We start from the raw sequence: 23,068 nt of genomic DNA, 5'->3' as shown, positions 1-23,068 counted from the left end.
GGCGAATAGTCAACCTACGGAAAATTGCGTAGGTGGTAGCGGCTGCTAGCTTTGTTTTCCATTGTCTGCTTTCCGCCTTATGCCAACCTACCAGCACCCCAGCAACGGCTTCACCATCAGCACCGACCTCGCGCGGCTTGACGTCGACGCCATTCACCGCTACCTGGCCGAAGACTCTTACTGGGCGCAGCAGATGCCGCGGGAAACTCTGGAAAGAGCCCTGGCCCACTCGCTCAACTTTGGCCTGTTTGCCCCCGATGGTCGCCAGGCTGGCTTTGCCCGCCTGATTACCGACCATGCTACGTTTGCCTGGCTCTGCGACGTATTCGTGCTGCCCGAGTTCCGGGGACAGGGCTTGTCTAAGTGGCTAATGGAAGTGGTGTGGGCGGCGCCCGAAATTCAGGGAGTGCGCCGCTCCATGCTGGCCACGCTCGATGCCCACGGCCTGTACCACCAGTTTGGGTTTCAGCCCCTGGCCAGCCCCGAGCGGTACCTCGAAATCAAGCGGCAGAACCCCTACGGTGCCCCCACGGCCAACTAACCGGGCGCTTCCGTCGTTGCTCACCCAACCTGCACTATCGCCCCGCGCACTCATGGCCATAACCCTCGAAGCCCAGTGGCACCGCCTGACGGGCGCCATCGTGCCGGATGCGTCCCTTCGTCAGGCTACGCTGGCGAAGCTCACCAAGTGCTACACCGCACCCGAACGGCACTACCACTCTCTGGTTCACATTCAGGACCTGCTGCAGACTATTGACCAACACGCTGCCCGCCTGCACGACGCCGACGTAGTGCGGCTGGCCGCCTGGTTTCATGATGCCGTGTATTCCTCTATGCGGCAGGACAATGAGGCGCGTAGTGCCGTGCTGGCCCGGGAATTTTTGCGACACAGCACCTGGCCCGCCCTTCGGCAGGAGCGGGTGGCTTACCTGATTGAGCGCACCAAAGACCACACCCTGCCCCAGCCCGCCGCGGATACCGACCTGCATTTCTTCTTGGATGCCGATCTGCAGGTACTGGGCCGGCCCGAAGCCGAGTACTGGCACTATGCCCGGCAAATACGCCAGGAATACCGCCTGGTACCCGATTTTATGTACCGGAGTGGCCGCAGCAAGGTGCTGGAAAAGCTGTTGGCTTCGGCCCCGCTTTACCGCACGGCAGCGTTTCGGGAGCGGCTGGAAGAGCCCGCCCGGCGCAACTTACGGGCCGAGTTGCTGGCCTGGGAGCAGGGCGGGCTCTAAGTTTTTTCGGGCCGGAGTAGAACCGCTGCAAGGAGCTATGCGCCTTGCTTTCGGCTGCGTAAGTTGCGGGTGGTTTCGTCCTTCCCCGCCCACTATGCGCCTAGGTATACTCACCGTTTCAGCTTTTTGCTTTTCCGTCCTCCCCGCAGCTGCCCAGCAACCAACTGCTCCCCAGTTGGGGCCACTCACGGTAGATAAAATTATGCGGGAGCCGGCCCAGTGGCTGGGCGGCCTGCCCTCGGCTCCTTACTGGAGCGAGAATGGCAAGCAGATCTACTTCCAGTGGAACCCCACCAAAGCTCGCCGCGACTCGCTGTACGTGGTAAACGCGGGCGGCGGCACCCCGCGCAAAGTGTCGTTGGCGGAGCAGCGCAGCCTGCCCGCTAATCGTGGCCGCTACGACCAGCGCCACCTGCGCAAGGTGTACGAAAAGGACGGCGACATTTACCTACTGGACCTGAAAAGCCAGCAAGTGCGGCGCGTAACCAACACAGCCGAGCGCGAAACGGAGGCTGATTTTGCCCTGCAGGACAAGGCCGTGAGCTACGTGCGCGGCGGCAACCTCTACACCTGGGACCCCGCCACCGGCGAAACCGTGCAGCGCACCGACTTCCGGCGCGGCAGCAAGCCCGGCCCCGGCGAAATGGATAAGTCGGCGAAGTTCCTGCGGGCGCAGCAGTTGGCCTTGTTTCAGGTAATCCGGCAGCGCGACCAGGATGCAAAGGCGCGGGAGCGGGCCCAACGGGCCCTGAACCGGCTGCGCCCCAAGGGTATCTGGCTGGGCTCTAAAACGGTGGAAAACCTCCAGCTCAGCCCCGATGGTCGCTACGTAACCTATACCTTGGTACAGGAGCCGGCCGCCGATAAGCTGGCTTTGGTGCCCAACTTCGTGACGCTGTCCGGCTTTACGGAGGATATTTCGACCCGCTCAAAAGTAGGAGCTCCGCAAACGGCCTACGAGCTGGGTATCTACGACATCGGCCGTGACACCACGTTTGTGCTGGGCTATAAGGACCTGAAAGGTCTCGACGAACTGCCCGCCTACCGCAAAGAGTACCAGCTTTCCGCCTCAGCTCCCACCGATACGGCCAAAACCAAAAAGGCCGCCAAGCCGGCTATGGAGGTTCGCCGGGTGGTGCCCTACGGCCCGTTCTGGTCCAATACGGGGCAGCGCGCTTTTCTGGTAGTGCGCTCCGCCGATAACAAGGACCGCTGGATTGTAGCCCTCGACCCCACCACGCAGAAAATCAGCCTGCTCGATCGACAGCGCGACGAAGCTTGGATAAACGGTCCAGGTATCGGCTATGAGGCCGGCAATGTGGGCTGGCTCCCTGACGGCCGGCGTATCTGGTTTCAGAGCGAGGAAACCGGCTACTCGCACTTGTACACCGTGGACGTAACCACGGGGCAGAAAAAGGCGCTGACCAGCGGCAAGTTTGAAGTACAGGATGCCCGGCTAAGCCTCGACAAAAAAAGCTGGTACCTCACGGCCAACAAAACCCACCCCGGCGAGCAGCACTTCTACCGCATGCCCGTGGAGGGTGGCCCGCTCACCCAGCTAACCACGCGCCCCGGCGCCAACGAAGTAACCCTTTCGCCCGATGAGAAAACGCTGGTGGTGCGTTACAGCTACGCCAACAAGCCCTGGGAGCTGTTTGTGATGCCCAACAAGCCCGGCGCTGCCATGCGCCAGCTCACGCACAGCACCACGCCGGAATTTGAAAGCTACCCCTGGCGCGACCCGGAAATCATTACCATCAAAGCCCGCGACGGGGCCGACGTATACGCCCGCCTCTACCGCCCGGCTACGGCCACTGCGCAAGGGCCGGCCGTCATTTTTGTGCACGGGGCCGGCTACCTCCAGAACGCGCACAAGTGGTGGAGCCAGTACTTCCGCGAGTATATGTTTCATAACCTGCTGGTGGATCAGGGCTATACCGTGCTGGACATTGACTACCGCGGCTCCAGCGGCTACGGCCGCGACGTGCGCACGGGCATCTACCGCTACATGGGCGGCAAGGACCTCAACGACCAGGTCGATGGGGCCAAGCTGCTGGTGGAGAAATATGGCGTGAGCCCCCAGCGCATCGGCATCTACGGCGGCTCCTACGGCGGCTTTATCACCCTCATGGCCATGTTCACCCAGCCCGACGTGTTCAAGGCCGGGGCCGCGCTCCGCTCCGTCACCGACTGGGCCCACTACAACCACGGCTACACCGACAACATCCTCAACGAGCCTTACAACGACTCCCTGGCCTACGCCCGCTCTTCGCCCATCAACTACGCCGAGGGGCTGAAAGGCGCCCTGCTCATGTGCCACGGCATGGTCGATACCAACGTGCACTTCCAGGACATCGTGCGCCTGTCGCAGCGGCTCATTGAGCTGAAAAAGGAAAACTGGGAGTTGGCCGTATACCCTGTGGAAGACCACGGCTTTGTGGAGCCCAGTTCCTGGACCGACGAGTACAAGCGCATCCTTAAGCTGTTTGATACCAACCTGAAGCCGGCTGTTCCCGTCAGTCGTTAGTTATCCTAGCCCTATTCCTGGTCGGTGTCGGGGCTGAGGCGGTAGCCTACCGTGAGCTGCAGCTGGCTAAGCCGGTACACGTAGGCGTAGTTGCTGCTGCTGATTACCTGGTTGGTGTTTTTATTGAAAATCACGGAACTGATGGTAGATACATCGGTAACGGAGGTGGTACTCGTTTGCCGCCGCCACGCCAGGCTGCCCTGCAGGCGTCCGCGCCGGTAGCCGGCCTCCAGGTAAAATCCATCTAGCCCGGCCGGCATCGTAAAATCCCGGCGGTCGGGCAACCCCGTGCCTTTGTACGTGCGCTGAATGCCCTGGGGGTAGGTGACGGCGGCATCCTGGAAACCGGTGCGCGTGAGGAGCACGCCGCCGCCCGCCAGCAGGCTGCCTTTGCCCGCTGCTCCAAATACCCGCAGTCCCGCCAGCAAACTAAGCTGCGTGCCTTGCTTGAAGGCGTAGGTCTTGGTAGGGAAGGAGGCAAATCCTGTGTTTACCGTGTGGCTGGAAGAGTTGCCGAGCGCCAGTTGGGCTTCGCCGTGCACCGCCAGGGTGCGGCCTGGCATCAGCACATCCAGGTACAGGCCAGCGGCAGGAGTCAGTTGCCGCCGCTTTACGGCCGCTAAATGAGCTTGCTCCAGCGTAGCCTGCTGGAAGTCCCCGGTGACGAGGCCCACAAGGCCCGTGGACTGGGCATTGGCAAAGGAGCCCGTGCCTGGGCCGCCCCCCAGTACCACACCTCCATCTAGGCGCACGGCTGGCCGCCGCGCCGACTTTGCAGGCCGGACAACCGGTGCGCCCAGGCAGGCTTGGTTGTAGGTGGAGAGCAGGCGGGTGAGGGCTGCGGGCGTGTAAGCCAGGGAGCCCCAACCCGACGCTACGGCCGGGCAGTCCGGCTGCAGAAACAGGCGCAGCTGCTCCCGGTAGTTGTTGATGGTGACGAGCGTCTGGCTGCCATTGGCGGCGGTGCGGGAAATTACCCGGCTTACCAGCTCCAGGGGCTGAGCATTGGCTTTCAGCACAAAATAGTGCGGGGTGGTATCCTCGAAAGCCGATAGCAAGGTGACGGGACCCAGCACCAGCACCTCCGTCACCAGCGTGTCGGTTTGGAGCCGCGTCATGGCGTTGCCGGGCATTACATTGGCCTCCCGCCCTTCGGCGGCCGCGTCGTACTGCAGCGGCAGCACCCGCCACTGCCGCCCACTCAGGAGTCCGAACCCCCGCAGCCGACGGGTTGGTACGTCGAGGATGGGGGCTGTGGCCGTGGTGCGGTAGCGCAGCCGGTCGGGTCCGGCCTTCCAGAAGCGGTTTTCCAGCTCCACGCGCAAGGTGTCGCCAGTCCGGGACAGCACATAACCGGGTTCAAAGCGCTGTGCCTGCACGCTCTGGCTGAGTGCCCCTAGCAGTAGTAAAAGCAGAAAAAAGCCTAAGCGGAGAAAGTAAACTGGGATCATGAAAGCCAGAGTAGGTAGAAAGCAGATAAAACGTCTTAAAGATAGAGTCGTCTACGGGCCAACACAAAGCAATGCTTGCGCGGCCCGAGGAGCAGGTAAATCAAGAAAAAATTAAAGCAGCCAAAAGCTAATTAAATAGGGGAAGGGTTAAAAAAATAAGTAGGTTGGACCGTTTTTAACCACCTATCCATTTTATGTCTGCACCTGCTTACTATCAACCTTCCGGCCGCTTCACCGTGAGCGGCGTCTTATTACTGGTCATTCTGGGAGCAATAGCGGCGGTGCCGTTGGCCTTTGTGTATGTGTATGCCATCTGGTACATTCCTTTCATCTACATCAACTTATTTGTTACGCTGGGCTTCGGGTTGCTGCTGGGCTATGCGCTGAAAACCCTCACCAAATCCGGTAAGCTGCGGAATCCGGCGCTGGTGGGCTGGCTGAGCTTTGCCATAGCTTTGTGGGCGTGGTACCTGCAGTGGTGCGTGTATCTGACGCTGCTTTTTGGCGCCGGCGAAACCGAAAGCCTGGGTAGCCGGGCATCCTTCACGCATACCACCTTCGAAGCCGACGTGTTTCTGGGCACGCTGCTTAACCCGTCCCTGGTATTGGGCATGCTGCCCCGCCTGGCTGATGAAGGCACTTGGAGCATTTTCGGGGTAACCATCAGCGGCATTTTCCTCTACCTAGTCTGGCTGGCTGAACTGCTGATTCTAGTCTTGCTGACGTGGAATATGCCCCGCAGTCAGGCCGAGGTGCCTTTCTCGGAACTGGCCGACGAATGGGCAGAAAAAATTACGCTGCCTCAGCCCGCCACGCCATTTGCCGATGCCGCCGCGACCAAGCTCGCACTCGAAGCTGCCGACTGGAACCACTTGCAGCTGCACACGGAGCCGGATGGAACAGCCCATTTTGGGCGTCTGCACTTCTTCCGCGCCCCGTCCGACCCCGACTGCTGCTTTCTGTCGCTGGAAAACGTAGCCATCGAAACCGATAACAAAGGCAAGGCATCGGAAAAAACCACCGACGTGCTGGAGTACCTGCGCGTGCCGCCCCGCGTTTGCCAAGAACTGTCCACCCGTTTTGGTGCCGTACCGGCTTAGCGCTTCCGGCCGCCCGTACCGTTGCCGCTGACAAGTTCGGACCCACTTTTCGCGCACCGCTTGCGCTTTGGCCTAAATTGCGCGGGCGCCGTGCGGAATTCGCGGGCGGCCCTCGTCTCCATGTAGAAAACTTGTAGCTTTGCGGCCTGCCCGATTCTCAAGAGGCAGGGTGGGGCTGCCGGCCCCTCGCGTACTTCTACCTTACAAGCTGATGCCGTACCTGTTCACCTCCGAATCTGTTTCGGAAGGTCACCCTGATAAAGTAGCCGACCAGATTTCCGACGCCATCCTCGATGAATATTTGCGTCAGGACCCCACGGCCAAAGTGGCCTGCGAAACGCTGGTAACCACCGATTTCGCCCTGGTAGCCGGCGAAATCAAATCCACGGCCCACGTAGATGCCGAGCCCATTATACGGGAGGTGATTCGCCGGATTGGCTACAACAAGCCCGAGTACCTGTTCAACGCCGACACGTGCGAGGTGATGAACCGCCTGCACGAGCAGTCGGCCGACATCAACCAGGGCGTGGAGCGTGCCGTGGCGGAAGAGCAGGGCGCCGGCGACCAGGGCATGATGTTCGGGTACGCTACCAAGGAAACCGAAAACTACATGCCCCTGGCCCTGGACCTCTCGCACCGTTTGCTGCGCGAGCTGTCGGCCATTCGCAAGGCTGGCCAGGAAATGACGTACCTACGCCCTGATGCCAAAAGCCAAGTGACCATCCGCTACGCCGACGACAACACGCCGGAAGCCATTGAAACCATTGTGGTGAGCACTCAGCACGATGATTTCGATGCCAGCGAGGAGGCCATGCTGGCCCGCATCAAGGAGGACATCATTAATATTCTGATTCCGCGGGTGAAAGCCCAGCTGAGCCCGGCCGTGCAGCAGCTGTTCACGGCCGATATTCAGCACCACATCAACCCCACCGGCAAGTTCGTCATCGGTGGTCCTCACGGCGACTCTGGCCTCACCGGTCGGAAAATTATTGTCGATACGTACGGCGGCAAAGGCGCCCACGGGGGCGGAGCCTTCTCAGGCAAAGATTCCTCGAAAGTTGACCGATCTGCCGCGTATGCAGCCCGGCACATTGCCAAAAACCTGGTAGCGGCCGGTGTAGCCGATCAGGTGCTGGTGCAGGTAGCCTACGCCATTGGCGTAGCTAAGCCAGTAGGCGTATTTGTGACCACCTACGGCACTACCCATGCCACGGGCGCCGATGGGCAGAAGCTCACCGACGGGCAGATTGCCGACAAAGTACAGCAGCTGTTCGACCTGCGCCCTTACGCCATTGTGCAGCGCCTCGGCCTGCAAAACCCGATTTTCGCGGAGTCGGCAGCCTATGGGCACATGGGCCGCCAGCCCGGTACCAAGCAGGTACAAGGCGCCGATGGCAGCACCCGCACGGTGGAAACCTTCACCTGGGAAAAGCTCGACTACGTAGATCAGATCAAGGCGGCTTTTGCCCTCTAATCCGAAGCGCTGTGCAACGCTTGGCTATGTACCTACAAGCCTTTCTGCCCGCTGCCCGGCCCGTTCGGTTGGCCTTAGGGGCACTGGCTGCTTATAGCATTTTCCAGGCGGGTAAGTGCGTGGGCGAGCTGCTGTATTACCTGCAAGCCTAAGTCCCGCGCTTCTGCCACAGAAAAGCCCCGCCTGATCTAGTCAGGCGGGGCTTTTCTGTGACTGCATAAATGGCCCGGGTCGGGCCGTTGCATCAGTGGCTGAGCAGCTTTTCCTTGTATTTGGTAATCTGGCGCTTGAGGCTGTCGGCGGCGGCGTCGGTGGCGGCTTCAAACGTGCCGGCGTCTTCCTGCGCAAACAGCATGGTGCCGGGCACCAGTACTTTTATTTCTACCGTTTTGTTGGCTATGCCATCCTTGTTATTGAGGCGCATAATTACTTCTCCTTCCGTGACACGGTCGTAGAAGGTTTCCAGCTTATCTAGGCGCTTCTGGATGAAGTCGAGCAGTTTCTGGTCGGCGTCGAAATGCACCGATTGCATCTGTACTTTCATCGGTAGTGGGGTTAGGGAGTAGGAAAAAAGAGAAACAACTAGGCCTTGGGATGGGCCTTTTCAAAAACCGCCTTGAGCTTATCAATCGATAAGTGAGTGTACACCTGCGTGGCGGCCAAGTTGGCGTGGCCCAGCAGCTCTTTAATAGCATTCAAATCAGCGCCTTTGCTGAGCAGGTGCGTAGCAAAAGAGTGGCGCAGCACGTGCGGGTGCTGCTGGGAGGCAGCCGTCGTAATCTGGCTTAAATAGTGCTTCACGGTGCGATACACAAACTTTTCGTAGAGCGGTTCCTGCTTGTTTGTAACGAGCAGGGCTCCCGCGGCGTTGCCCACGGCGGGGAATTCCCGCTGCTTCTGCGCTATATAGCGTTCCAGCACTAAAACCAGGGAAGGGTTGAGGGGCACGATGCGCTGCTTGTTGCCTTTGCCCGTCACGCGTACGGTACGGCCCGGCAAACTCAGGTCGTCGTGGCGGATTCCAATCAGCTCGGAAAGCCGGATGCCGGTGCCGTAGAGCAGTTCCAGCACCAGCTGGTCGCGCGTGCCCTCAAAGGTCTCCGGAAATTCAAAGGAGTTCAGCAGCCCATTCAGCGAGTCTTCCGGCACAAAGTCGGGGAGCTTCTTGGCCATCTTCGGGGCCGTAATGCGCAGCATGGGGTTTTTGGCGATGATGCCGGTGCGCAGCAGAAACTTGTAGTAGGAGCGCAGGCAGGCAATTTTGCGGTTCACCGTCCGTGGGTCCAGGTTTTGCTGCATCAATTCCACAATCCAGGAGCGGATGAGGGTATGATCGGCCTGGGCGGGCTCACCCAACTCGTACGTGGCAGCCAGGTACTCTCCAAACTGCCGCAGGTCGGTCTGGTAGGAGAGGAGCGTGTGCGGGCTATAGCGCCGCTCCGACCGCAGATACGAAAAAAATAACTCCATACGCCAGGTGCCGACTGTTCAGGTCGGGATACCCAATGTATGGAATAAATTCGGAAAGTACGAACGCGAAAAAACCGTCTGAAAAGCTGGAATAGCCCTTCAGACGGTTTAAACCGTGACCACGTGTCGCGTCAGTTAGTTGGCGTCGTTGCCATACGTTACCTGCTTGTAGATAGCCTTTTGCTTCTGCTTGCGGTTCGTGATAGACGGCTTCTGGAAGAACGTGCGGCGACGCAGTTCTTTCAATACGCCGGTGCGCTCAAACTTCTTCTTGAAACGCTTGAGGGCGCGGTCAACCGACTCGTTTTCTTTGATTTGGACGATGATCATATGGTCAATGAGGTTGAAAATCTTCTGGGAAGGGCCGCAAAGATAATCACAGATTTCACAGATTAAAAACGAATTACGCAGATTTTCTGCTGAGAGCTAGGGCCCTTATCCGTTTCATTCATTTTATATTCGTTCAATCCGCGGTCCTACTTGAGAATGGTGCGGGCAATAACAAGCTTTTGAATCTCGCTGGTGCCCTCCCCGATGGTGCATAGCTTGGCGTCGCGGTAGTACTTCTCGGCCGGATAATCTTTGGTGTAGCCGTAGCCTCCAAAAATCTGCACGCCTTCGTTGGCTACCCGCACGGCCACCTCGGAAGCATAGAGCTTCGCCATGGCCGACTCCCGGTTGACGTTCAGGCCGCGGTCTTTCATATCGGCCGCGCGGTAGGTGAGCAGCGACGCCGCTTCAATTTCCGTGGCCATATCGGCCAGCTTAAAGCTAATGCCCTGGAAGTTGCTGATGGGCTGGTTGAATTGGTACCGCTCCTTGGAGTACTGTAAGGCGGCCTCGTAGGCGCCCTGGGCAATGCCCAGGCTGAGGGCTGCAATGCTGATGCGCCCGCCGTCCAGCACTTTCAGGGCCTGCACGAAGCCGTCCCCTACTTTGCCAATCACGTTTTCCTTGGGTACGCGGCAGTCCGTGAAAATAAGCTCGGTGGTTTCGGAGGCGCGCATGCCTAGCTTGTCTTCCTTGCGCCCGGCCGCGAAGCCGGGGGTGCCGCGCTCCACAATAAAGGCCGTCATGGCGTGGGAGTCGCCTACCTCGCCGGTGCGGGCAATAACAACGGCTACGTTGCCGGTTTTGCCGTGCGTAATAAAGTTCTTGGCCCCGTTCAGCACGAAAAAGTCGCCGTCTTCCACGGCTACCGTGCGCATGTTGCCGGCGTCGGAGCCGGTGTTGGGCTCCGTAAGGCCCCAAGCCCCAATCCACTCGCCGGAGGCCAGCTTGGGCAGGTACTTGTGCTTTTGCTCCTCGGAGGCGTGCTGCAGGATGTGGCCGGTACACAGGGAGTTGTGCGCCGCCATGCTCAAACCAATGCTACCGTCAATTTTTGCCAACTCCGCAATGGCCGTTACGTACTCGGTATACCCGAAGCCGGATCCTCCATATTCCTGGGGTACTAATACGCCCATTAATCCTAATTCGCCAAGCTTGTGCAAGACCTCGGCCGGGAATTCCTGGGTTTCGTCCCAGCGCATCATGTGCGGTTTGATGTGGGTGGCGCCAAAATCGCGCACCATCTGCGCAATCATTGTCTGGTTTTCGGTTTCTACCAGTTCCATGTACGTAAAAGTTTGGGTGGGAAGTATGTAAGAGCATAACCGGCAAAGGCCGGGTTTGGGTTTGCGAAGCTACCAGTTTTGCCGCAACCAATGAGGCCGGGCCGAAGTCCGCAGAACCCGCTAATTTTGAATCCGCAACCGTATTCGGTTACTTTGAAGGTTTTTAAGAAAAAATTTACTGTCGTCCGGCTTCCTCAGAGGTCGGATTTGTTTTCCTCCTTGGCTTTCTCAGCCTACATGCGCACTTCACTTCCCCGACTGCTCTGCTGGCTTTGGCTGGCTCCGCTGGCCTTGCTGGCTTCCTCCTGCGCCACGTCCAAGACGTACACGCAGAACATCATGCTCCGGACTGAAAACTCCACTTCCGTCGATACAGTTCGTCTGCGGAAGGCCCTGAGCCAAATTACCAGCAACTATGTTATCCGGCCCAACGACTACATCCAAGTGCGGGTGTACACCAACAAAGGCGAGCGGCTGGTAGACCCCAACGGGGAGCTGCGCTTCGGGGTGCCGGGCAACCAGAGCGTGGCCACGGGCTCCAGCCAGAGTGGGGGTGGGGGCGCCGCGGCTACCCTGCGCGGGGGCGACTTGGGCAGCCGCCCCGCCGGCGACTCTGAGTTTCTGGTGCAGAGCGACGGACAGGCCAAGCTGCCCTTGGTGGGTACTGTGCGCCTGAGCGGCTACACCTTGCTGCAGGCCGACAGCCTTTTGCAGCTGCAGTACAACACCTATTATAAGGATGCTTTTGTAGCTACGCGGGTAACGAACAGCCGGATATTCGTGTTAGGCTCGCCGGGTGGCCGGGTTGTGCCGCTTTACAACGACAACATGAACCTTTTGGAAGTACTGGCCTCCGTCGGTGGTATTGACGGTACCGGCGCGGCGGCCGGCGGCGGCGTCCGCTATGGCAAAGCCTACAACATCCGTCTAATTCGGGGAGACCTAAAAAATCCTATGGTTCAGGTAATAGACCTTTCTACCATCGAGGGCATGCGGCGTGCCGATCTGCGCATGCAGCCCAATGATGTCGTGTACATCGAGCCCGTGCGCCGCCCATTCCGGGAAGCCCTGACGGACGTATTACCTATTCTGCAGGCGGTTACTACCGTGGTAACCACCGCGTTGCTGATTATCAAACTCTAACCAGGAACGTCGTACCAGAAACGGCAAAAGTTTCTGGATTTAGGCTGATCTTACCGCTAAAGCTGGAATGGCAATAAACGAAAACGCTGAGTTAGAAGAACTGATCCGCAATTCCGGCGGAACGGCCCCCGTAGAAGTAGAGTCGGAGGAAGAAAATACGGGTATTGATACGACCACCCTGCTCATGGTGGCTCGCCGGAGCCTGCCCTGGATGGTGCTGCTGATTTTGCTGGGAATTACGGCCGCCTGGACGTTCCTGCGCTATACCAAGCCGCTGTACAAATCGTCCTCCACCCTCAAGATTGACGAAAAGGAAGATGCCGGGGCCCTTGGCCTGGGCCAGACGCTGGGCGCCGCCGTGGAAACCCGTCAGAAGCTGAATAGCTTGTCGGGGGAAGTAGAGCTGATCAAGTCCAACCTGATTTACCGCCAGCTCAAAGACTCCCTGGATCTGGATGTGAATTACTATTCGCAGGGCACAGTACTGGAAAACGAGCTGTATGGCACCTCGCCCTTCCACGTGGATTACACCATCACCGACCCGGCCTTATACAATACCCGGTTTAGCGTGCTCTTCACCAGCGCAACGAAGTTTCAGCTTTCTCACGAAGGACACGAAACCGCCGCTGAGTACACCATTGATACCCCCATTGAGCTGCCGGGCGTCACGCTGCGCCTCGCTAAGACCAAGAACTTCACCGAGGATGCGCTGAACCGCAGTTTTCAGTTTGTCATCCACGACGACGCCTCCATCAACCGCTACTTCGACGAGAACCTCACGGTTGAGATTGTCAACCCCGAGGCCAACACCATCGGTATTTCCTTTACCGACCACAACCCCCGTAAGGCCCGCGACATCGTCAACCGCATCGACACGGTGTACCTGGTGGCGAAGCTGACGAAGAACACCCAGAGCCAGCAGCAGATCATGCAGTACCTGGACAAGCAGCTGGAGCTTACCCGCGACAGTTTGCAGCGCGCTGAAATTGCCCTTCAGTCCTTCGCCAAGCGTGCCAAGATGTACGACGTACGCAGTGGAGTACAAACGATTACCGACCAACTCGACGAGCAGGAAAAGGAGCGGCAGGCGCTGCAGCGCCGCCTGGAGCTGCTCACCAGCGTGGCCCGACTCACGTCTCGCGACCGGATAGCCCGCGATGAGAATGCCAGCATCGACCAGAGTGTACCGGGCTTGTCCCAGCTGGAAGACCCCGTGCTCACCCAGCAGATAACGGAGCTGAACGCCGCCCAGCAGGACCTGCGCCGGGTGCTGCGCTCCAACACCGAAGCCACCGAAGCCGTACAGCTGCGTCGCGCCAATGTGGCGTATGCCAAGCGCAACGTGCAGGAGTCTTTACAGCAAAGCCTGCAGATGGTGCGCGAGCAGCTGGCTACCCTCAATCAGCAGCGCGACAAGCTGAACAGCGAACTGCAGGTGCTGCCACAGCGCGAAACCGAGCGGGCCCGCCTGCAGCGCCCCTTCGATTTGTACGAGAAATCCTACCTGATGCTCATGGACAAACGGGTGGAGTACAGCATTGCCAAAGCCGGTACCACCCCCGATTTCCAGATTCTCTCGCCTGCGTCCATGCCCATGGCGCCCATCTCGCCGGTGCGGCTGATGATTTATGCCATTGGTTTGGCCGGGGGCATTTTTATGGGGCTGGCGCTGGTGGCCGTGCGCTACTTTATGCACAACAGCGTTACCAACATCCGGGAGCTGGAGCGCAATACCGTGGCCCCCGTACTTGGGGTTATCCCGACCTACGACAAGGAAAAGCTGCTGGTCTCGAAGCTGATTGTAGACAAGAATCCGAAATCGGCCATATCCGAGTCCATCCGCTCTATCCGGACGAACCTGGAGTTTATGGCTTCCTCGAAAAAGAAGCGCCTTATCTCCATCACCTCGACCATCAGCGGGGAAGGCAAAACCTTCGTGGCCGTGAACCTGGGGGGCATTATTGCTTCCTCCGAGCAGCGCGTCGTGATTCTGGATCTGGATATGCGCAAGCCCAAGGTGAACCTGGCTTTTGGGGCGGAAAACGTGAAGGGCATCAGCACCATTCTCATCGAGCGCCATACCTGGCAGGAGTGCGTACAGCACACGTCGATTCCCACGCTGGACTTCATTTCGGCCGGCCCAACCCCGCCCAACCCTTCGGAGCTGATTCTGAGCCCAAAGTTTGATGAGGTTCTGGCGGAGTTACACCAGCACTACGACGTCATCATGATTGATACGCCGCCGGTAGGCCTCGTAACGGACGGCATTCTGATTATGCGGAAAGCAGATATTCCGATTTACATCGTGCGGGCCCATTACTCGAAGAAAGTCTTTCTGAAGAATATCAATAAGCTGATTCGGGCCAACGGCTTTACCCGCTTAGCTACCATTCTCAACGATGCCCGTTCGAGCGGCGTCTATGGTTACGGGTATGGTTACGGGTATGGCTACGGGTATGGCTACGGGTATGGCCAGGGTTACTACGAAGACACCCAGGAGAAGCTTTCCTGGTGGAAGCGGTTCCGCAAACTCTTTGCGTAACCCGCTATGGCATCCTGGCTCCGCAAACTACTGGGTGCACAGCCTGCGGCAGCGGCGGCTTCTTTCGCTGCGCTGGGCACAGATATGCATTCCCACCTGCTCCCGGGTCTTGATGATGGGGCTGAAACGGTAGAGCATTCGGTAGAGCTGCTGCGGCGGTTACGGGCGCTGGGCTACCGCAAGCTCATCATGACGCCGCACGTGATGGGCGACTTCTACCGCAACACGCCGGAGGGCATCCGGGGGGCGCTGAGCCAGCTGCAGCAAGCCGCCCAGGCCGCGGGTATCACGGATGTGCAGCTGGAGTGCGGCGCCGAGTACTACCTGGACGAGTGGTTTCTGCGCCGCCTCGAAAACGGTGACGAGCTGCTCAGCTTTGGCGGAGCTCGGAAGTACCTGCTCATCGAAACCTCTTACCTGAACGAGCCTTTCAACCTGGCGCAGGTAATATTTGAGCTGAAGTCGGCTGGCTACCAGCCGGTGCTGGCTCATCCCGAGCGGTATACGTACCTCTACAGCAAGTTCGAGGAACTGCCCCGGCTGCGGGAATCGGGGGTGCTGCTGCAGGTAAACCTGAACTCCCTGAGCGGGTATTACTCCGCCGGAGCCAAGCGCGTAGCCGAAAAGCTGATAGATGCCGGCCTGGTAGACATGCTCGGTACCGACGCCCATCACCTCAAGCACCTTGATACGCTGCAGCATAAAGTGCTGCCTACGGACTACTTAGCCAAAGCCCTGGCGTTGCCTTTGCTCAACAGCAGCCTGTAAAGCAAATTGCTTCCCCATTCTGCTCAGGTGGAGCCTGACATTGTCGCTTCACTGCCGGGCAAGCCCAGGACCCTCGTACCTTTACACCTATGATATTTGTTACCGGGGGCAGCGGCTTAATTGGCTCTTTCCTGATTCCGGCCCTGGTGGCGCGGGGCGAAAAGGTACGCGCACTTTACCGGCAGCACATTCCTCAGACACTGGCTGCGCTGGGGGTAGACTGGGTGCAGGGCGACCTGCTGGACCCCTTGCTGATGCGTCAGACGCTAGCGGGCGTGACGCACGTGTTTCACTGCGCGGGCCTGGTATCCTACGCCCCCCAGGACGAGGATGCCCTACTCCAGATAAACGTGGAGGGCACCGCTAATGTGGTAGATGCCTGCCTGGAGCAAGGCGGTATTCGGTTGTGCCACGTGTCGTCGGTAGCGGCCCTGGGTGGGGCGGCCACCCCCGAAGGCGGCTCCCTGGTGGGGCCTCAGGTGCTGGACGAGGCGGCAAAGTGGGACCTGGGCGCAGCCCATTCGGCGTATGCTACCTCCAAGTACCTGGGCGAGCTGGAAGTCTGGCGCGGCATTTCCGAGGGGCTTGCCGCAGTTATCGTCAACCCATCCGTGGTGCTAGGCCCGGCCGACTGGACCCGCAGCAGCACCCGCCTTCTGCGCTACGCCCACCAAGAACACCGCTTCTACACGCCCGGCACTATAAACGTGGTGGATGTGCGCGACGTGGTAGACCACATGCTGCGGCTCACGCTGGAGTTGCCGGTGCAGAACGAGCGGTATGTGCTTAGTGCGGCTGCCGTACCTTTGCAGGAGGTACTAAGCCAAGCCGCGCGCTGCTTTGGCAAAAAGCCCCCCACTGCGGCCGTGCCCGATTGGGCCGCCGAAGTTATCTGGCGCGCTGAGCATGTACGCGGAATGCTCACGGGCAGCCGGCCCCTCATCACCAAAGACACGGCCCGTGCTGGCCGCCAGCAGCTCGTCTACAACGCCGCAAAAGTGCAGCGTACAACCGGGTTGCCTTTCCGCTCCGTAGCCGATACCATTGCGTGGTGCTGCCAGGAATTGCAGCGGAACGTAGCAACCTCCGGTGCGGTTGTTGTATCTTAGGCTGCTAGCCTATCTGTAGACAGGAGCAGGTATATTTTCCAGGAGAAGCTGCCTTTTTGACGGTTTGCTCTGCCGATTGTAGGAACATGAGAATGAACGAGAATTTTGAGGACCGGGACGAAGTGCTGGACATCGTGCGCCGTTTTGAGCAGATGCTGTCCAGCAACGAGCCGGTGTTTTTTGATTTGGCCGACTTTGAGAATATTATCGACCATTACACTTCCAATACCCAGTACGATAAGGCCCTGCAGGCGTGTGAGGCCGCTATAGCCTTGTACCCATTCAGCACCGAGCTGCTTATCGACCGTTCCCAGGTGCTGGCCATGAAAGGGGAGTACACCGCCGCCGCCGACCAGATTGAGAACGTGGCGCTGCTGGACCCCGACAACCCCGATGTGGCCGTTACGCGCGGGATTATTGCCACTCAGAAAGGGCTTTTCTCGGAAGCCGTAGCGTATTTTCTCAGCGCCGTGGAGCGGTTTCCGGAGCGCGACGACATTCACTTCAACCTGGGGCTGGCCTACCAGAGCTGGCAGAAGTACAAGAGTGCCGCCAAGCACTACAAGCAAAGCCTGCGCCTGAACTCCGACAACGACGTGGCGGTGCAAGAGCTGCTCTACTGCCTGGAAGTGAGCGACCGGCTGGAAAAAAATCTGGAGTTCTTCCGCCGCTTCACCGACGACGACCCCTATTCGGCCATTGCGTGGTACAACCTGGGGCAGGCCTACTTCCGGGCCGGCAAGTTCGACGATGCCATTAGCGCCTTCGACTACGCCCTGCTCATCGACTCTAAGTTTTACGAGGCCCACGGCTACCTGGCCAGCACCTACGTGAGCCTGGAGCGCTACCGCAAAGCCATTGAGGAGTTTGAGCTGAGCTACGAGCCCGGCAACCCCACGCCCGAGGCTTTGTGCAACATTGGCGAGTGCCACGAAAAGCTGGCCGAGTGGGACAAAGCCCGCCGCTTCTACCAGAAGGCCATTGACTTGGACGCAACCATGGACGAAGCCTGGTTTGGTATCGGCATTGTGCTCATTGCCCAGAACCGCGCGTTTGAGGCCATTCACTTCTTTCGCAAAGCCGTGGCGCTCTACGATGAAGGCTTGGAGTACTGGATGGCCTTGGCCGCCGCCGAGTATCAGGTCGGCAACATTGTGTCAGCTATTGAGGCCTATGACAAGGCCACGCAGGTAGCGCCCGATAACAAGGATGGCTGGCTGAACTGGAGCATCATTCTCTACGAGCAAGGCAACTTCGACGGCGCCATCGACCTGATGCGCAATGCCGTGGAAATCCAGCCCGCCGAGGCCGAACTGCACTACCGGCTGTGCGCCTACCTGCTGGCTGCGGGCCGCTACCGTGAAGCCTACGAGACGCTGGAAAATGCCTTGGTCCTGGACTTCGACAAACACCGCCTGCTGTTTGACTACTTCCCCGAGTTGGAGTCACAGAAGGCCTTGGCGCGGCTGATCGAGCAGTACCGCAAGTAGAAAGCCAGGAGCTTGGCTGATGGCTACCGCGGCGGCAAGTTGTTGCTGGTGAGTACATCAGCCAAGCCCTTGAGCTACCAAGCCCCCAAGACCCGAATTTCAGGTGTACTTTTGCCCGCGTTGTTGTTCCGGGCGCGCAAGGCTTGGTTTCAACTCAAGCCTTTAAGACCCAAGACCCCAAGACCCCAAGACCCTAGTACATGAATTACGAACTGACCCAACTTCCTGAGCGCACCCAAAAACCCCGTGAGCAGGGCTTTACCATGGTAATGGACAAAGGCTCCAGCGTGCGGGAAGTAGAAGACTTCCTGGAAGTAGGGGCGGCGTACACGGATATTGTGAAGCTGGGCTGGGCCACTTCCTACGTGGCCCCCAACTTGGAGCGCAAGCTGGCCGTGTACCGCGAAGCCGGCATTCCCGTGTATTTCGGTGGTACGCTGTTCGAAGCCTTCATCATTCGCAATCAGTTTGACGACTACCGCCGCCTGCTTGACAAGATGGGCATGGAGTATGCCGAAGTATCAGACGGGTCCCTGGACCTGAACCACGACAAAAAGCTAGACTTCATTCGTCAGCTTTCCGGTCAGGTGAAGGTCCTGTCGGAAGTAGGCTCCAAGGATGCGGAGAAGATTATTCCGCCCTACAAGTGGATTTCGCAGATGAAAACGGAGCTGGAAGCCGGGGCCGTGAAGGTCATCGGCGAAGCCCGGGAAGCCGGTAACGTAGGCCTGTTCCGTAGCACCGGCGAAGTGCGCTCCGGTCTGGTAGAAGAAATTCTCACCCAGATTCCTTTCGAGAAGATTATCTGGGAAGCCCCCCAGAAAGCCCAGCAGGTGTGGTTTATCAAGCTGCTGGGAGCCAACGTGAACCTGGGCAACATTGCCCCCAACGAAATCATCAGCCTCGAAACCATCCGGCTGGGCCTGCGCGGCGACACGTTTCTGGATTTCCTGGACCTGGAAAATGTAGACGAAATGTTCCGGCCCGAGCCTAAAGTGCAAGGCAAGCCGGGTACTTCCATGCCACGCGGATAAGTGTCGGCGGCAGGCTTACAGCTAGCTTTCTAGCGCTGGGGTTTCTGTAGTGATTGAGAGTAAAAGGCAGCTTCTGCAAGGAGGCTGCCTTTTGGGTATCCCACCGGCGGAGGGAAGCAGCTACTAAGATAAATTTTCCGCCTAGCATACTACTACCTAAAGTCTGCCGACAGAGGGAAGGAACTTAGTAGCTTTGGCCGCTAAACACAAACCGTACCCGGGCATATAATACTTATGAAACGATTATCAATGGTGGGCTGGCTAATGGCCGCCTTCGTGCTGCTGGACCTGCTCTATTCCTTTTGGCAATATTATCAACTGCCGCTCGATGGTGACATCGCCGCCATTATTTTGCCTACGCCTTCCTGCACGACTGTGCTTGAAAATCCATTAGGGCTGCACGCCATCCTAGACAAAGAGTTTTATATCGGGCCAAACCGTTTTTTTGCGCACGCCGGGATGCTGGTTTACTTTCGGTACGTGCCACTGTGGTTGCAGACATTTCTGGCGCCCATCGATAGTATCTATGCCGCTAGTGCTTTGCTGAAAGTGCTAACCCACGCGGCTCTCGTTTACCTGCTGGGGATCTATGTGACGGGTACCTACCGGTTGAGCAACTACCGCCTATGGCTGGCTATGGCGCTCATTACGCCTGTATTTCAAGCCAAAGGCTACCACGACGAAATGGCCGTTATTGATCGATCTATTACGTACACGGCGTTTTATGCCACTCCGTTGGTGGGCCTATTGATCTACTTACTGCCTTTTCACCTTGCCACTTGGTTTGACCGCCCATTGGCTATGCCGGCTTGGCAGGTGGGCCTATGGCTGATACTAGCCGTAGTGTTGGCACTGAGTGGTCCGCTAGTTGCTCCCATAGTACTATTGGTCGCCCCTATATTGATTCTACGGCAGGTTTGGCGGTACTGGCCCACTGCGGATGCTAATTCCTGGTCCAACCACGCGCGTCAGGCTGTGCAAGCTATACCACGGCAGATGTGGCTGCTGTTGGGAATACTAGTGCTCTTATGTCTGTATTCTCTATACGTTGGGCAGTTCAACATTGAGGGCCAGGCTGTGGAGGTGCCTCTGAAAGAACGCTACGAAAAGATGTGGATGGGACTATACTCCATATTGGCCGGGGGGCTAGGTGTGCCGGCCCTCTTCCTGGTAGCCGTCCTGAATCACTATCTGTTACGCGCACTGCCAATATCAGTAGAAAGACGCCGCTTGCTCACGCTGGGAAGCTGGGTATTCGTTTTGGCCTTCTTGTACCTCGCCCTACTCCCGCTGGGTGGCTACCGAACCTACCGCCCCTCCATAATCCGGCGCGATACCCTGATACCCATTACACTTGGACTAACTTTTTTCTTCTCAGCTTCGGCCCTTTACTTGCTTTGGGAATTGCCCGCACGTTTCCGGGCCGCCTACGGTGGGCTGCTGGCCCTGTTTGTGTTTGTGTATACCAATTCCGACCGACCCATCAAGGACGACAATACCTGCGAGCGGGCGGCCCTGCGTACGTTGCAGCAGACCCCAACCGATCTGGTAAAATTGCCCCGGGACTGCAGCCTGCTTACATGGTACCCTATTCCTGATCCCAACAGTTCTGAAACCCAGGTGCGGGTGCTGGCCCGCTGGCGGGTAGTCCCCGAAACAAAACGGTATTACCAGGACGCTCAGTAAGATGAAATTCGAAGGCTTCCCGGCTTGTCGTAACTGTTGCCTATGAAAAAGCTCCTGAGCTACCTGTTTCCGTTTACGCGCCGCGTGCCCTCGGCTGTGAGTGGGGAACTGGAAGTAACCCTTTACCAAGGCCGCAAGGTACTCGACTCCCGCACCGCCAACTACTCATACGGGGCTCTGCAGCGGGTATTGCGCTTTGGGCTGCAACAAATTCCGCTCGCGGGAGTGGAGCACGTGCTGCTGCTGGGACTCGGCGGCGGCTCCGTTATTCAAACGCTGCGGGAGGAACTGCACTACACACGGGCCGTTACCGCCGTGGAGCTCGACCCGGTCGTTATTCAGGTGGCAGCCGAGGAGTTTGGCATTGTATCCAGCCCCACGCTACAGATAATCCAAGCCGATGCCTTTGCCTGGGTAGAGCAGGCCCGCGGAGCCTTCGGGCTGATTATCGTGGATATTTCCATCGACAGTAAAATACCCGAGGAAGTATTCAGTTCCGCGTTCTGGCAGGCACTGCACGGGCTGCTTAGCCCCGGAGGCTATATATTGCTCAATGCCATTGAAGCCACTTCCCACGCCGCCCTTATCGAAGCCTTACGGCCACAGGCTGCCCAGTTAGGCCTGGACTTGCACGTGCACCAGGCGGTCGAAAAAATCAACCAACTGCTGGTGGCCCGCAAAGCCTGAGCACGGGCCCGCACGATATATGCAGCCGGCCTGCTTTCTTTGTAGCGCGGTTGTTCGCGCCTTTCTCTACGTTGATGGACTTTCTCAAACAGATTCTTGATTTCATTCTGCACCTCGATAAGCACCTGGCCGAGATAATCCAGCAATACGGGGCGTGGACCTACGCTATTCTGTTCCTGATTATTTTCGTGGAAACCGGGGTAGTTATCCTGCCTTTTCTGCCCGGCGACTCGCTGCTGTTTGCCGCCGGCTCCCTGGCCGCCCTGCCCGATACCCCACTGAATGTGTGGGTGATGATCGGCCTGCTGATTCTGGCCGCCGTGCTCGGCGACACGCTCAACTACCACATCGGCGACTACCTGGGGCCGCGCGTGTTCCGCGAAAACTCCCGGTTTCTGAAGCGGGAACACCTGGAGCGCACCCAGGCGTTTTACGAAAAACACGGGGCCAAAACCATCATCATTGCGCGGTTTATTCCCATCATCCGCACGTTTGCACCCTTTATTGCGGGCGTGGGCACCATGAGCTACGGGAAGTTTCTGAGCTACAACGTAGTTGGTGCCGTACTGTGGGTGACGCTATTGACCGGCGCGGGCTACTTCCTGGGGAGCCTGCCCTGGATTCAGCAGAACTTTGGCTTGTTCACCATTGGCATCATCGTGGTATCGGTGCTGCCGGCTGTGTGGGAATTCGTGAAAGGGCGTATTTCGCCCCGGCCGCAGTAAGGAGTTCCTTCGATTTTCCGGCAGAAAAACCACTGTAGCGTTTGGGGCTGGAGTGGTTTTTTTGTTGATTACAGCCCGCTTTTCCGGTAGCTATGCCCACATACGGATTGTTAGGTCGTACCCTGACGCACTCATTTTCCCAGACCTTCTTCACCCAGAAGTTCCACAACCTGGAGCTGACGGACCATGCCTATGAGCTGTTTGAGCTGGCATTTATTGAAGAACTGCCGGCTCTGCTACAACGTCATCCGGAGCTACGGGGCCTGAACGTCACCATTCCCTACAAGGAGCAGGTGTGGCCTTACCTACACGATACGGCCGCTTCCGCCGCCCGCGTGGGTGCGGTCAACGTCATCGAGTTCCGCGCCGATGGTCAACTGATTGGGCACAATACGGACATGATTGGCTTCCGGGAGTCGTTGCGCGACTTTCTGCCTCGGGGTTTTGCGGGGCGTGCTTTGGTGCTGGGCAACGGTGGCGCATCGAAAGCCGTGGAAGTAGCCCTGCGCGACCTGGAAATCGGGTATTGGGTGGTTTCCCGGCACCCACTTGGTGCGGGTCTCACCTACGAGGAGCTTACGCCCGACTTGGTACAAGGCCATACGTTGATTATCAATACTACGCCTCTCGGCACGTACCCTTTCGTAGAGGAATGCCCCAAGCTCCCGTATGAGGCCCTAACCGACCAGCACTACCTCTACGACTTGGTATATAACCCGCGCGAAACCGAGTTTATGCGGCGCGGTCAGGCCCGGGGGGCCAGCATCAAAAACGGGTTTGAAATGCTCTGCCTGCAAGCCGAAGCCGCCTGGGACATCTGGAAAAGGTAATGAGGTGGCAGGCAACAAGGACTGCGCTATCATTGCGAGGCCAGGCCGGAGCCACTTGTCCTGAAGACTAGTTGGGCCTAAAACCCAGAAAGCCGCTGACTTCTGCGAAGATGTCAGGGGCTTTCTGGGTTTTAGCGTTAAAACAGGTGGACGTTTTCTACAGTGCGGCTTATTG

The 23,068-nt window shown here is 58.3% G+C and carries 21 protein-coding genes; 16 read left to right on the top strand and 5 right to left on the bottom strand.

Going from position 1 to position 23,068, the window contains the following annotated elements; genetic code table 11:
• Positions 1 to 79 precede the first annotated feature (79 nt).
• From HER32_RS08240 to HER32_RS08230, 3 genes are all read left to right on the top strand, one after another.
• Positions 80 to 541, top strand: a complete 462-nt coding sequence (locus HER32_RS08240; RefSeq protein ID WP_168681524.1) for a GNAT family N-acetyltransferase — start codon at positions 80 to 82, stop codon at positions 539 to 541.
• Positions 542 to 593: 52 nt separating this feature from the next.
• Positions 594 to 1,241: a hypothetical protein gene (locus HER32_RS08235; RefSeq protein WP_149069502.1), complete on the top strand. Its 648-nt coding sequence runs from the start codon at positions 594 to 596 to the stop codon at positions 1,239 to 1,241.
• Positions 1,242 to 1,335: 94 nt separating this feature from the next.
• Positions 1,336 to 3,768, top strand: a complete 2,433-nt coding sequence (locus tag HER32_RS08230) for a prolyl oligopeptidase family serine peptidase (protein ID WP_168681523.1) — start codon at positions 1,336 to 1,338, stop codon at positions 3,766 to 3,768.
• Positions 3,769 to 3,779: 11 nt separating this feature from the next.
• Here the strand turns inward: HER32_RS08230 and HER32_RS08225 are convergent, their stop codons facing one another.
• The gene (locus HER32_RS08225; protein WP_168681522.1) at positions 3,780 to 5,117 is read right to left on the bottom strand and encodes a hypothetical protein; all 1,338 of its coding nucleotides are present in this window, start codon (positions 5,115 to 5,117) and stop codon (positions 3,780 to 3,782) included.
• Positions 5,118 to 5,413: 296 nt separating this feature from the next.
• On the opposite strand from HER32_RS08225, the gene HER32_RS08220 reads away from it, so the two are divergent.
• The 3 genes from HER32_RS08220 to HER32_RS20310 all read left to right on the top strand — a co-directional run bounded on the left by HER32_RS08220 (position 5,414) and on the right by HER32_RS20310 (position 7,945).
• Positions 5,414 to 6,319: a hypothetical protein gene (locus HER32_RS08220; protein WP_168681521.1), complete on the top strand. Its 906-nt coding sequence runs from the start codon at positions 5,414 to 5,416 to the stop codon at positions 6,317 to 6,319.
• 211 nt (positions 6,320 to 6,530) lie between these two features.
• Positions 6,531 to 7,793, top strand: coding sequence for a methionine adenosyltransferase (gene metK / locus HER32_RS08215; RefSeq protein ID WP_168681520.1), 1,263 nt, complete (start codon positions 6,531 to 6,533; stop codon positions 7,791 to 7,793).
• 26 nt (positions 7,794 to 7,819) lie between these two features.
• Positions 7,820 to 7,945 (top strand): hypothetical protein, encoded by a 126-nt coding sequence (locus tag HER32_RS20310; protein WP_262383890.1) that lies wholly within the window; start codon positions 7,820 to 7,822, stop codon positions 7,943 to 7,945.
• Positions 7,946 to 8,037: 92 nt separating this feature from the next.
• On the opposite strand, the gene hpf is transcribed toward HER32_RS20310, so the two are convergent.
• The 4 genes from hpf to HER32_RS08195 form a co-directional block, all read right to left on the bottom strand.
• Positions 8,038 to 8,337 (bottom strand): ribosome hibernation-promoting factor, HPF/YfiA family, encoded by a 300-nt coding sequence (hpf, locus tag HER32_RS08210; RefSeq protein ID WP_149069497.1) that lies wholly within the window; start codon positions 8,335 to 8,337, stop codon positions 8,038 to 8,040.
• Between the two features lie 38 nt (positions 8,338 to 8,375).
• Complete coding sequence (locus HER32_RS08205) at positions 8,376 to 9,263, bottom strand: tyrosine-type recombinase/integrase (RefSeq protein ID WP_149069496.1); 888 nt, start codon at positions 9,261 to 9,263, stop codon at positions 8,376 to 8,378.
• A 135-nt stretch (positions 9,264 to 9,398) separates the two neighbouring features.
• Entirely contained in the window at positions 9,399 to 9,593 is a 195-nt protein-coding gene (rpsU, locus tag HER32_RS08200) for a 30S ribosomal protein S21 (RefSeq protein ID WP_149069495.1), read from the bottom strand.
• A 146-nt stretch (positions 9,594 to 9,739) separates the two neighbouring features.
• Entirely contained in the window at positions 9,740 to 10,879 is a 1,140-nt protein-coding gene (locus HER32_RS08195) for an acyl-CoA dehydrogenase family protein (RefSeq protein ID WP_168681519.1), read from the bottom strand.
• A gap of 237 nt (positions 10,880 to 11,116) precedes the next feature.
• On the opposite strand from HER32_RS08195, the gene HER32_RS08190 reads away from it, so the two are divergent.
• The 10 genes from HER32_RS08190 to HER32_RS08145 all read left to right on the top strand — a co-directional run bounded on the left by HER32_RS08190 (position 11,117) and on the right by HER32_RS08145 (position 22,893).
• Positions 11,117 to 12,022: a polysaccharide biosynthesis/export family protein gene (locus tag HER32_RS08190; RefSeq protein WP_168681518.1), complete on the top strand. Its 906-nt coding sequence runs from the start codon at positions 11,117 to 11,119 to the stop codon at positions 12,020 to 12,022.
• 67 nt (positions 12,023 to 12,089) lie between these two features.
• Positions 12,090 to 14,564 (top strand): GumC family protein, encoded by a 2,475-nt coding sequence (locus tag HER32_RS08185; protein ID WP_168681517.1) that lies wholly within the window; start codon positions 12,090 to 12,092, stop codon positions 14,562 to 14,564.
• A 6-nt stretch (positions 14,565 to 14,570) separates the two neighbouring features.
• Entirely contained in the window at positions 14,571 to 15,332 is a 762-nt protein-coding gene (locus HER32_RS08180) for a tyrosine-protein phosphatase (protein WP_168681516.1), read from the top strand.
• A gap of 89 nt (positions 15,333 to 15,421) precedes the next feature.
• On the top strand, positions 15,422 to 16,441 hold the full coding sequence (locus HER32_RS08175; protein WP_168681515.1) for an NAD-dependent epimerase/dehydratase family protein: 1,020 nt from the start codon (positions 15,422 to 15,424) through the stop codon (positions 16,439 to 16,441).
• Between the two features lie 92 nt (positions 16,442 to 16,533).
• Positions 16,534 to 17,931, top strand: coding sequence for a tetratricopeptide repeat protein (locus tag HER32_RS08170; protein WP_168681514.1), 1,398 nt, complete (start codon positions 16,534 to 16,536; stop codon positions 17,929 to 17,931).
• Positions 17,932 to 18,131: 200 nt separating this feature from the next.
• A complete protein-coding gene (locus HER32_RS08165) occupies positions 18,132 to 18,965 on the top strand; it encodes a phosphosulfolactate synthase (RefSeq protein ID WP_168681513.1) in 834 nt (277 codons plus the stop codon).
• Positions 18,966 to 19,199: 234 nt separating this feature from the next.
• The gene (locus HER32_RS08160) at positions 19,200 to 20,651 is read left to right on the top strand and encodes a hypothetical protein (RefSeq protein WP_168681512.1); all 1,452 of its coding nucleotides are present in this window, start codon (positions 19,200 to 19,202) and stop codon (positions 20,649 to 20,651) included.
• 42 nt (positions 20,652 to 20,693) lie between these two features.
• Positions 20,694 to 21,338 carry a spermidine synthase gene (locus HER32_RS08155; protein ID WP_168681511.1) on the top strand — a complete coding sequence of 215 codons (645 nt, stop codon included), beginning with the start codon at positions 20,694 to 20,696 and terminating at the stop codon, positions 21,336 to 21,338.
• Positions 21,339 to 21,412: 74 nt separating this feature from the next.
• On the top strand, positions 21,413 to 22,063 hold the full coding sequence (locus tag HER32_RS08150; RefSeq protein ID WP_168681510.1) for a DedA family protein: 651 nt from the start codon (positions 21,413 to 21,415) through the stop codon (positions 22,061 to 22,063).
• 92 nt (positions 22,064 to 22,155) lie between these two features.
• Positions 22,156 to 22,893, top strand: coding sequence for a shikimate dehydrogenase family protein (locus tag HER32_RS08145; RefSeq protein ID WP_149069484.1), 738 nt, complete (start codon positions 22,156 to 22,158; stop codon positions 22,891 to 22,893).
• The last annotated feature ends 175 nt before the right edge of the window (positions 22,894 to 23,068 follow it).

It is taken from the genome of Hymenobacter sp. BT18 (assembly GCF_012273015.1).
GTDB lineage: Bacteria > Bacteroidota > Bacteroidia > Cytophagales > Hymenobacteraceae > Hymenobacter > Hymenobacter lutimineralis.
Note: the sequence above shows the minus strand (reverse complement) of the source record. Positions and strands in the feature narration are given on the sequence as shown.

Coding starts and splice junctions, on each gene's coding strand:
- HER32_RS08240 (WP_168681524.1), top strand. CDS start 80: ATGCCAACCTACCAGCACCCCAGCAACGGCTTCACCATCAGCACCGAC.
- HER32_RS08235 (WP_149069502.1), top strand. CDS start 594: ATGGCCATAACCCTCGAAGCCCAGTGGCACCGCCTGACGGGCGCCATC.
- HER32_RS08230 (WP_168681523.1), top strand. CDS start 1,336: ATGCGCCTAGGTATACTCACCGTTTCAGCTTTTTGCTTTTCCGTCCTC.
- HER32_RS08220 (WP_168681521.1), top strand. CDS start 5,414: ATGTCTGCACCTGCTTACTATCAACCTTCCGGCCGCTTCACCGTGAGC.
- metK (WP_168681520.1), top strand. CDS start 6,531: ATGCCGTACCTGTTCACCTCCGAATCTGTTTCGGAAGGTCACCCTGAT.
- HER32_RS20310 (WP_262383890.1), top strand. CDS start 7,820: ATGTACCTACAAGCCTTTCTGCCCGCTGCCCGGCCCGTTCGGTTGGCC.
- hpf (WP_149069497.1), bottom strand. CDS start 8,337: ATGAAAGTACAGATGCAATCGGTGCATTTCGACGCCGACCAGAAACTG.
- HER32_RS08205 (WP_149069496.1), bottom strand. CDS start 9,263: ATGGAGTTATTTTTTTCGTATCTGCGGTCGGAGCGGCGCTATAGCCCG.
- rpsU (WP_149069495.1), bottom strand. CDS start 9,593: ATGATCATCGTCCAAATCAAAGAAAACGAGTCGGTTGACCGCGCCCTC.
- HER32_RS08195 (WP_168681519.1), bottom strand. CDS start 10,879: ATGGAACTGGTAGAAACCGAAAACCAGACAATGATTGCGCAGATGGTG.
- HER32_RS08190 (WP_168681518.1), top strand. CDS start 11,117: ATGCGCACTTCACTTCCCCGACTGCTCTGCTGGCTTTGGCTGGCTCCG.
- HER32_RS08185 (WP_168681517.1), top strand. CDS start 12,090: ATGGCAATAAACGAAAACGCTGAGTTAGAAGAACTGATCCGCAATTCC.
- HER32_RS08180 (WP_168681516.1), top strand. CDS start 14,571: ATGGCATCCTGGCTCCGCAAACTACTGGGTGCACAGCCTGCGGCAGCG.
- HER32_RS08175 (WP_168681515.1), top strand. CDS start 15,422: ATGATATTTGTTACCGGGGGCAGCGGCTTAATTGGCTCTTTCCTGATT.
- HER32_RS08170 (WP_168681514.1), top strand. CDS start 16,534: ATGAACGAGAATTTTGAGGACCGGGACGAAGTGCTGGACATCGTGCGC.
- HER32_RS08165 (WP_168681513.1), top strand. CDS start 18,132: ATGAATTACGAACTGACCCAACTTCCTGAGCGCACCCAAAAACCCCGT.
- HER32_RS08160 (WP_168681512.1), top strand. CDS start 19,200: ATGAAACGATTATCAATGGTGGGCTGGCTAATGGCCGCCTTCGTGCTG.
- HER32_RS08155 (WP_168681511.1), top strand. CDS start 20,694: ATGAAAAAGCTCCTGAGCTACCTGTTTCCGTTTACGCGCCGCGTGCCC.
- HER32_RS08150 (WP_168681510.1), top strand. CDS start 21,413: ATGGACTTTCTCAAACAGATTCTTGATTTCATTCTGCACCTCGATAAG.
- HER32_RS08145 (WP_149069484.1), top strand. CDS start 22,156: ATGCCCACATACGGATTGTTAGGTCGTACCCTGACGCACTCATTTTCC.